5 protein-coding genes and 1 pseudogene are annotated in these 7,707 nt (G+C 43.5%); 3 read left to right on the plus strand and 3 right to left on the minus strand.

All coding sequences use genetic code 11. The features are described 5' to 3' along the window. Positions 1-420: pseudogene (locus LYNGBM3L_RS47245) on the plus strand (DNA-binding protein); the annotation flags it as partial. Here the strand turns inward: LYNGBM3L_RS47245 and LYNGBM3L_RS10950 are convergent. The 3 genes from LYNGBM3L_RS10950 to LYNGBM3L_RS10960 form a co-directional block, all read right to left on the minus strand. Then, positions 361-3,228 (minus strand): glycoside hydrolase family 10-like protein, encoded by a 2,868-nt coding sequence (locus LYNGBM3L_RS10950; RefSeq protein ID WP_131827201.1) that lies wholly within the window; start codon positions 3,226-3,228, stop codon positions 361-363. The pseudogene LYNGBM3L_RS47245 and the gene LYNGBM3L_RS10950 sit on opposite strands and share 60 nt — an antisense overlap. A 357-nt stretch (positions 3,229-3,585) precedes the next feature. After that, the gene (locus tag LYNGBM3L_RS10955) at positions 3,586-3,846 is read right to left on the minus strand and encodes a BrnA antitoxin family protein (RefSeq protein WP_008182423.1); all 261 of its coding nucleotides are present in this window, start codon (positions 3,844-3,846) and stop codon (positions 3,586-3,588) included. Then, on the minus strand, positions 3,821-4,105 hold the full coding sequence (locus tag LYNGBM3L_RS10960; protein WP_044492669.1) for a BrnT family toxin: 285 nt from the start codon (positions 4,103-4,105) through the stop codon (positions 3,821-3,823). Before LYNGBM3L_RS10960 ends, LYNGBM3L_RS10955 begins: the two co-directional genes overlap by 26 nt. 383 nt (positions 4,106-4,488) lie before the next feature. Between LYNGBM3L_RS10960 and LYNGBM3L_RS34815 the strand changes: the two genes are divergently transcribed. Both LYNGBM3L_RS34815 and LYNGBM3L_RS10970 read left to right on the plus strand, forming a co-directional pair. Continuing rightward, positions 4,489-6,552, plus strand: coding sequence for an AAA-like domain-containing protein (locus LYNGBM3L_RS34815; RefSeq protein ID WP_052308424.1), 2,064 nt, complete (start codon positions 4,489-4,491; stop codon positions 6,550-6,552). Positions 6,553-6,814: 262 nt separating this feature from the next. Beyond that, on the plus strand, positions 6,815-7,707 hold an 893-nt coding region (locus tag LYNGBM3L_RS10970; protein WP_193374698.1), incomplete at its 3' end, for an AAA-like domain-containing protein.

Below are 7,707 nucleotides of genomic sequence, written 5' to 3' on the forward strand. Positions count from 1 at the left end.
AGCATCTCTCTTAGGTATTTCTTCTCGGCGATTGCGCCAACTTCTAGAGAAGGGTCGGGTTCGGGGTGCTTATAAAAGTGGGAAATTCTGGATTATTCCCTTGTTCAACAATCTGCCCCAAATCACGAAAGGCACTAGAGGACCAAAGGGAAATGGCGCACTAATCGTGCTCCGGCTTTAGCTAAGATCAATGTCAACCGCAATAACATTGGCTCGAATATCCACAAAAGCCCCGAAGAACGGAAGCCAGTGATTTCGGTAAAACGAAGCGGCAACAATATATACGGCAACCAGGTAGAAATCCTTGGCCCGTGCCGCATTGTCTATAACCCGGATAACCCACTATCTTGTGGTGCTCGTCTATGGATCGAGACCTTCAGTGATGTCCACTTCATTGGTGGCCGTTTCCCTGCCAGCTAATGGTCGATTTTTGAGCGTCCGCTCACCATAGCGCAATAATCGTTGGATCGTTTCCAGACGGTTGTCCCATACCTGGACTTGATACGGTTGCTCAACTGATTGTCCAAACATCCACGTCTGAAAGCGAGTACGGAAGGATGACATGGACAATTGTGCTGATAGCAAGCTCATCATGGATGGCTTGTCCGCTAGTCGATTCAGCAACAGGGAAAGGGTATCGGCTTGTTGTCCCCAGTCTGAAAGGTCTGGTTCTCCAATCACGATTTGATTATTTGCCAACATAAAACTCCATTCCTGTTGCAGAGCCTGATAACGTTCTGCTGCAGTTAGGAACGGTTGACGGTAAGGTACTTGTATTTCAGTGGTAGCCTCTTGTTCTCCTTGAGTGCGTGTCAAGATACCCCTGAGATTATCATTGAGATTTTCTACTGCAAATAGGGCATAGCCAGGAGCTGGTAAATCTCGCAGCAGTTGGATTTGGTCAACAGCTACAATATCGGGTAAATTCAATAGACGAATCCCTGGCAAAACTAACGCTGAGCTGAGGGATGATTTTTTTAGCCATGGCTGGGCTAATTTCTGTAACTCTTCCGTTTCCAATGCATAAGTCATCGGTACCATCAGGTCAATCTCACCCCGAGATGCCCAATCTTCCCAGTTTTGTTGGATTTTTTGCAATCGGTCTTCCCGAGGCATGGGAAATACAGCAGCAGATATAATCAAGTCGGGACGTTTCTGGCGCAGCATCTGTGACACTGACTTGACTAAAGTGTCAATTTGCTTTATACGGAAATCTGTCCACTGTCGCCATAACTTCTGATTCCTTGGGTCAATCTCAATGGGGTCAACACCGGTCAATTCCTGAAACTGTTCACGGGCTGCCTTACCATAGCCAAAGGTATGACCAGCTTTGGGGTCTTGAAACGGGTAGCGAATATAGTCGAGTTGAATCCCATCCACTTCATAGCGGCTGGCTATCTCTTCCAATAGCTTAGTTAGATAATCCCGCACTTCCGGATTAGCCGGGTCAAGAAATGCCTTTCTAGTTCTTTTGTGAAACACACGTTTTTCGTTATCCAAGATTGCCCAGTCTGGATTCTTGGATAGCACTGGTCCGAGATAGTCTGCTGGTTGATCTAAAACCGCATTGTGACGCTGGTTAGCTGCAGCAAACATCCAAACCCAAGCGTGCAATTCCATCCCTCGTTCATGGGCTAACTTGACTGCTGCTTCTAGGGGATCCCATCCTTCAACCAAGGGATTTTGCTCTGGTGCGATCGCACTCGGGTAAATCGTATAACTAGCGTTAACCGTTTCAAAAAAGATGGTGTGAAAACCAGCTGTAGCCAATTTGTCAAAAATCTTAGCTAAATCTTTTTCAGACTTCGCCTTAACAATAGTACCCCGGTCTAGCCAAATTGCTCGAATCTCTGACTGGGCTAGTTTACGATCAATTGGGTAGTTTTCCCACAGGGTATTTCGTGCTGTCATCCACAGCTGACTAGCCTTTTGATACTCCCTGCGAGCCACTGCTCGACGATAATTTTCCAAACCCACTCTGGCCTGATTCAATGCCTCAATAGCTGAGTAAGTAGCTGAGTCAGTTTCATCCGTTGTTTCCTCAGAGGTTTCCGACACTTGCTTAGCACCAGCAGTGACAAATTGTTCGATAGCAGCGCCTGTCGATAAATTCAGATTACTGTTAGCTGCATCGGCTCTTAGCAAAGCACTTTCAAACCGACCAATCAGATTTTCCAACTCCCGCTCCATCGCAGTAGCTTGCTTTAGGGTTAGAATTCGTCTTCTATATCTTGGTGGTGGCGCTTTTGCTGGCTTGGGTGATGGGGCTAATCGGGAATTGGTAGGCTTAGCTGAAGCATCTGTGTTATTGCCAGACTCTGCATCTTCTGTTTCCACCTGTTTCTGGGCAATAGTCGTTTCGATATTCCCACAATGTTGTGGTGAGTGATCAGAGGATTGAGATGATGTAGATGAATCACTAGTGAGTTGGGCATCAGTGACATTGACATCAGTGACTTGGACATCATAGCGACCAAGAGCCGCTCGTAACCAAGCACTATCGACTTCTGCCGGAGCTACGCGATCGATACCCCAGCGCCAACCAAAAAAGGTAGCATTATTAGAGGTTACTACAGCAGGGGGCTTGTCAACCTGACTCCAGACCGCAGCAGTAGTGGAATTAAGATCAGTAGGAATAAGAGTGCCACCCTGGATGATACCTGTAATTCCAGTATCCTGCACCCATTTTTGGTTACTGTCTGGGGAAGGATGGAGGATAGAGGGTTGGGTCATCGCAAACCCCCAATAAGCACCCAAAAGCTCACGCAATTGTTTGCGGATGTCAGGTTTGGAAAGTAACCCAGTCGGACCGGTGACAATAACTTTTCCTCCTTGTGCAATCCACTCCTGTAACGCTTGGAATTGTTTTGGGTGGAGGAACTCGACATTAGGCAAAAATAGCAAATTAGTGTTATGGAAGTCAGAGGCTTTCTTAACTTCAGTCAAGTCAACAATACAGTAGTTAACTCCAATTGAATGCAAGCGTTCGGTAATTCCAGACCAATGCCCTTGATTATCCCGACTCTTAACTACTCCCAGTTGCACCGTTTGAGCACTAGCAGCTGGTAACCATGGTAGAGAATTGAGCAAAAGCCCGATTAAGGTACTAACTACAATAGTCTTGAGATCGATAGGATTAGATTTGACTCTGGTTAAATCTCCGATCAAGGGGGTTAGCTGCTTGGACAAATACCACTGCCAATTGGAACTATCACTACTCCTGAACACCGTTTACTCCTTAAATTTTTATTATCCAAATCCTAACCTCTGTTGGTAATTAACAACGTTAGCGAGAAGTGCGGATTTAGATCAGTGCGATCGCATTAGGTATAGCGCTACGCGCAAGTCAGAAGTCAGAAGTCAGAAGTCAGCGATTACTTACGTTTCGGAGTTTAGGAGCGACTGCATCAAGACAATGTTAAACATCTTAATGCGTAGTGGTATATTGGTTCAATTGTAGTTTATGACTGGTATAACCCATAGGGGATATGTCGGCTAAAATTAGCGTAAGCGGTCAGCTGATACGCGACACGCTGATAGCTGATAGCTTACGAATTAGCTGACATGAAGGGAATAATTTTACCATCAATGATTACTTTTCTGTCGTTGATGATTAACATAAGTACGAAGAACGTTATTAATTGATGATTGATAGCCTTTTCCTTGACTTTTGAACCAGTCTATGATGTCACTATCTAAGCGAATAGAAATCGCTTTTTTAGTAATCGGTTTAACTATTTTGGCATTTTCCCAAAAATTATCGTCTAACTCAGGTATATCTGAGGTATCAATGGCAGAGTCAGGAATAGTTTTGATTTCTTCAAGTCGTTTGGGCGAGATACTCATAATACTTTCTCTTTTCCTTAGGGGTAGCTTTTCGAGCAGAAATTAAGCGAATTTTGCTGTTTCTTTCAGTGTGGGCTACGGTGACAATGACAACGCCTTGTATGGAACCGATGCTAATTTCTCTGATTTCATCATAATCGTATCGTTCATCAATTGACGTAAAAACGATTCCAAAGAATATTTCCTGTGCTTCTTCAAAGCTGATGCCATGTTTTTGCTTATTTTGTCGGTTTTTGTTTTCGTCCCATTCAAATTCCATTAATTTGTATATACTTTTTGTATATACAAGCATTATAACATAAAATTTAGTTTTTGGTTTCTATTCCACTTTCCGGTAAATGGTATATGGACGCGATCGCATTCTAGGGTAAGCGCAAGAAAAAATTGCCCATAGTGTGCATTGGCTAGATATGCTGATAGCTTATTGCTTACCTAGGGAGTAGGAGTATGAAGTAAGGTGAAGTAAATCAAATGGCTTTGATAATTATTAAAAACGCTAGAATTATTTGTGTGGAAAAACAAACCGTAAGCACTCAGCTGATACGCGACACGCTGATAGCACCTCAAGTAGCGTGCGCGTAGCCCATAGGCTTACGATAAACCCTACCGAAATTAATATCCTGGATAGGTTGGGCATCTCCCATGAAGACTCATAACCATCGGTCAGTGTGTGGGAAATTCAAGCAGCGGTTAAATAATGCGGTTAAACGCTGGTTTAATTCCCCTAAAAATGGTCATAGCAGCACCACACAACCAATAGCTGTTTCTGTGGCAGAGCCTTATGCTCCCTACAAACCTCCCTCAACTACTCAGCCACCTAACCACAGCTACGGCGTAACTAATCATACCTGGCCCCCTGGTTATCGGCTACAGAACGGGAAGTATACCATCGAAAAAAAACTAGGACAAGGTGGGCTGGGTATTACGTATTTAGCCCGAACTAAAACAGGCGATCGCATTGTTATTAAAACTATCGTTAATCATGTACTCCGCCAAGATAATTTATTAGAATATTGGAAAATTTTTGCCAACGAAGCGGTAAAGTTAGCCCAATGTAGCTGTGGCAATCCTCATCTAGTCGGCTTATCAGAAGAAATCATCCGAGAAGGTGATTTGCCCTGCTTGATCATGGAATACATCGAGGGGGAAACCTTGTCGGATCTGGTGAAACGGCAGGGTGTGCTTTCGGAAGAGCAAGCCTTGCTCTACATTGGGCAAATTGGTAGCGCCCTCAGGGATATTCATCAGCAAGGATTACTCCATCGGGATGTTAAACCTCATAACATCATGGTGGGTCACGATGGTTCTGGTGCCGTGTTGATTGATTTGGGTATTGCTACTAGGTTTGTCCCTGGGGTTACCCAAACTCATCTGTGTGGGCGGACTCCTGGCTATGCTCCTCTGGAACAATATGAGTGGCGAGGGCAACAGGGTCCCTACACCGATGTCTATGCTTTGGCCGCTACCTTGTATGTGCTTTTAACTGGAAAGAAACCAGTAGCCGCTGAGGATCGGGCTGATGGAGTTGTATTACCACCACCAAAGGATTTTAATCCCCAGATTAGCGATCGCATAAATCGAGCCATTCTCCATGGCATGAACTTGGTGGCTAGCGATCGCCCTCAGTCTATACCAGAATTTTTAACATTACTCGGTATTGAATTACCAAATAATAATAGCAACTATAATAACACAAGTAGCACTAATAATCAACAACAGACAACCGCTCAAGTTGGAGACTTTTATATAGAACGTCCTCAAGATGCTGAGTGTTATCAAAAGAGTTTACAACCAGGGGCACTAATTCGGATTAAAGCACCGAAGCTGATGGGGAAAACGTTACTTAGTCATCGGATTCTTGCTTATGCTAAATCTAGGGGTTATCGCACGGTTTATTTGAATCTGAATGAGTTTCCTTGCCATGATTTGGAGATATTTTTCCAGTCTTTTTGTGTGCGGGTTGCTCAAAAATTGAAATTGCCCAATGAGTTGCCAAATTATTGGGACGATAGTTTGTTCACCACTGAAGTAAAGTGTAGCACCTACTTTGAAGAGTATTTGTTGGTTTCTTCAGAGAGTCCTTTAGTTTTATGTCTCGATAACCTGGAGCGAGTTTTTCCTCATCAACAAGTTGCTGAAGGGTTTCTTACTTTGCTGCGTAGTTGGCATGAAAATGGCCAATTTTATGATATTTGGAAAAGACTGCGATTGATAGTGGTTTATTCTACGGAAGTTTATATTGAATTGGCTATCAATAAGTCGCCTTTCAATGTAGGATATCCTGTAGATTTAACTGATTTTACTTTGAATCAGGTTCAGGATTTGGCGAAATTTTATGGCTTAAATTTATCCGTTAATTCAGTACACAAATTAATGAGCATGGTAGGGGGACATCCTTATTTATTACAGTTAGCTTTCTCTACTCTTAGCAAAAATAGCAACATCACCATGGAGCATCTGTTAGAAACCGCCCCGACAGAATCAGGGATTTATCGCCATCATTTGCGAGAACTTTTAAATAATCTCATGCTCCATCCCGATTTACTAAACGCTTTCAAAAAATTACTGACAACTACTCAAGCAGTGCGCCTGGATTATAAAGAAACCTATCTGTTAGAAAGTCTGGGATTAGTCAGAGCAATCGGTAATGATTGTATTCCGAGATATAATTTGTATCGTCAGTATTTTAGTGACAGGATTTTATAGTGAATGTAAGCAGTCAGCGGTCAGCAGTCAGCGGTCAGCGGTCAGCCGTTGGTTGAAAAGTGAAAAGTGAAAACTGTTCGCGTAGCGTGCGCGTAGCGCTTAAGCTGTTCGCGTAGCGTGCGCGTAGCGCTTAAGCTGATAACTGATAGCTGATAACTGATAGCTAATAGCTGATAACTGATAGCTAATAGCTGATAACTGATAGCTGATAGCTGATAGCTAATAGCTGATAGCTTCTTTATTCCCTACTCCCTTCCCAATCATGACCAACCAACCAACAATCTATCAAGTTGGCGGAAGTTTACCTAACAATGCTGCTACTTATGCAGTCAGAAAAGCTGATCAAGAAATTTTTGATGCTTTGATGGCTGGGGAATTTTGTTATGTGCTCAACTCGCGACAGATGGGTAAGTCTAGTTTGCGGGTAAAAACCATGCAAAGACTAATAGAGGCGGGAGTAGCTTGTGCTTCTGTTGATGTTACCCAAATTGGCAATTTCGTAACGTCAGAGCAATGGTATGCTAGCTTAATAAAGAGTCTGGTAAATAGTTTTAAGCTCTCAGATAAATTCAAGGTTTTACCTTGGTTACGAGAGCGTAAGCAACTCTCGCCATTAATGTGGTTGGGTGAGTTTATTGAAGAAGTGCTGTTGTCAGAGATTCCAGAAAATATTGTTATCTTTCTGGATGAAATTGACAGTATTATTAAGGTAGAGTTTAAAGATGATTTCTTTGCCTTTATTCGCAGTTGTTATAACAAACGAGCGGAAAATCCTGCCTACAAGCGGCTGAATTTTTGCTTGCTGGGAGTAGCAACTCCAGCGGATTTGATTCAGGATAAACAGCGCACTCCGTTTAATATTGGTCGGGATATTGACCTGACTGGCTTTACCTTTGAGGAAGCGAAAGAGCCTCTGATCCCTGGTTTGGAAGGGAAAGTGGATAATCCTGAACAGGTGTTAGCTGAGATATTGAACTGGACGGAGGGACAACCGTTTCTGACCCAGAAGTTGTGTAAGTTAATGGTGGATGGATCCCCCCTAACCCCCCTTAACAAGGGGGGAACTTCTGGAGGGGGATCTATCCATAGCACTTCTGGAGAAGGATCCCCCCTAACCCCCCTTAACAAGGGGGGAACTTTTGGAGGAGGATCGAT

It is taken from the genome of Moorena producens 3L, from assembly GCF_000211815.1.
Classification (GTDB): Bacteria; Cyanobacteriota; Cyanobacteriia; order Cyanobacteriales; family Coleofasciculaceae; genus Moorena; species Moorena producens.

What these genes read in the sequence shown, in the direction of transcription:
- LYNGBM3L_RS10955 (WP_008182423.1), bottom strand. Translation starts at nt 3,846, where the DNA reads ATGAGTATCTCGCCCAAACGACTTGAAGAAATCAAAACTATTCCTGAC.
- LYNGBM3L_RS34815 (WP_052308424.1), top strand. Translation starts at nt 4,489, where the DNA reads ATGAAGACTCATAACCATCGGTCAGTGTGTGGGAAATTCAAGCAGCGG.
- LYNGBM3L_RS10960 (WP_044492669.1), bottom strand. Translation starts at nt 4,105, where the DNA reads ATGGAATTTGAATGGGACGAAAACAAAAACCGACAAAATAAGCAAAAA.